The organism is Caulobacter sp. D5 (genome assembly GCF_003185805.1).
Classification (GTDB): domain Bacteria; phylum Pseudomonadota; class Alphaproteobacteria; order Caulobacterales; family Caulobacteraceae; genus Caulobacter.
In genome coordinates this window covers 1-1,682 of record NZ_QHJY01000499.1, presented here as the reverse complement: position 1 = coordinate 1,682, position 1,682 = coordinate 1, and the positions used below count along the sequence as shown (strand labels likewise).

The 1,682-nt window shown below is 69.9% G+C and carries 2 protein-coding genes; both read left to right on the top strand.

The window, feature by feature from the left end:
- Positions 1-282: 282 nt before the first annotated feature.
- Positions 283-1,203, top strand: a complete 921-nt coding sequence (locus tag DMC18_RS24390) for a Gfo/Idh/MocA family protein (protein WP_110119831.1) — start codon at positions 283-285, stop codon at positions 1,201-1,203.
- A gap of 112 nt (positions 1,204-1,315) precedes the next feature.
- Positions 1,316-1,682, top strand: a 367-nt coding sequence (locus DMC18_RS24385) for an aldehyde dehydrogenase family protein (protein WP_146218205.1), incomplete at its 3' end; no start/stop codon positions are given.

Below are 1,682 nucleotides of genomic sequence, written 5' to 3'. Positions count from 1 at the left end.
CCCTCTCCCCTTGCGGGAGAGGGTGGCCTGCGAAGCAGGTCGGGTGAGGGGTCTCTCAGAGCTCAGCACCGCGTGCGGCGGCCAGGCCGGGCGGAGGCGTCTCACATCTGAGAGATCCCTCATCCGACGGCCTTCGGCCGCCACCTTCTCCCGCAAGGGGAGAAGGCTCATTCCACCCAGGTCCCCCGCTCCCCGTTTGACACCCACGCCCGTCACGCTATTTGTCTGACTAATGAACGGGCCGCCGACGCGGTCCTCTCCATCGCCAGGTGTTTCGTCCAGATGACCATCCGCATCGCCATCGTCGGCCTGGGCAAGATCGCCCGCGACCAGCACCTGCCCGCGATCGCCAAGGATCCGCGCTTCGAACTGGCCGCCGTGGCCAGCCGCAGCGCCGGCGTCGACGGCGTGCCGCACTTCACCGACCTGGCCGAGCTGCTGGCCTCGGACGTCGCCTTCGACGCCGTCGCCCTCTGCACTCCGCCGCAGGTGCGCCACACGATCGCCCGCCAGGCCATCGACGCCGGCAAGCACGTGATGCTGGAAAAGCCCCCGGGCGCGACGCTGAGCGAGGTCGAGGACCTCAAGGCCGCCGCCGCCGCCAAGGGCGTCACCCTGCAGACCACCTGGCACTCGCGCTACGCCACCGCCGTCGCCCCGGCCCAGGCCTGGCTGGCCGGCAAGACCATCCAGTCGGTGCAGATCAACTGGAAGGAAGACGTGCGCGTCTGGCACCCGGGCCAGACCTGGATCTGGCAGGCCGGCGGCCTGGGCGTCTTCGATCCCGGCATCAACGCCCTGTCGATCGCCACCGTCATCCTGCCGGCCTTCTTCCTGGAAAAGGCTACCCTGCACGTGCCGGAGAACTGCCAGTCGCCGGTCGAGGCTCAGCTGAGCTTCGTCACCGTGACCGGCGCCCCGGTGCGGGCCGAGTTCGACTTCCTGCAGACCGGCCCGCAGAGCTGGGACATCATCGTCCAGACCGACGGCGGCGAACTGAAGCTGTCGCACGGCGGTTCGCGCCTGTGGATCGACGGGCAGCTGAAGCACGAAGGGCCGGACGAGGAATATCCGGGCCTCTACGCCGCCTTCGCCGAGCTGATCGAAGCCGGCGCCTCGGACGTCGACGTCAGCCCGCTGCGCCATGTGGCCGACGCCTTCCTGCTGGGCGAACGGGTCATCGCGCCGGCCTTCATCGAATAGTCTCGGCGGGCCATCGAATAAGCGATGGTTGCGCTAACATTGACCTGACAAAATGCGGGGGAAGGGCCTATATGCGGGCCCATTCCCGTCCGCCAAAACCGCGAGCGCCGTCATGACCGAACTCCGCAGCCTGAACCCCGCCACGGGCGAGCACTTCGGTGACGTCTTCCCCGAGCCGACCGCGGCCCAGATCGAGGCGGCCCTGGCCGCCGCCGACGCGGCGTTCGACATCTATCGCGAGACCGACCTCGAGACCCGCGCGGCCTTCCTCGAAGGCGTCGCCGCCGAGATCGAGGCCATCGGCGACGAACTGATCGAGCGCGCCATGGCCGAGACCGGCCTGCCGCGCGCCCGCCTGGAAGGCGAGCGCGGCCGCACCACCGGCCAGCTGCGCCTGTTCGCCAAGACCGTCCGCCAGGGCGACTTCCTCGGCGCCCGCGTCGACCCGGCCCTGCCCGAGCGCAAGCCGCTGCCGCGCG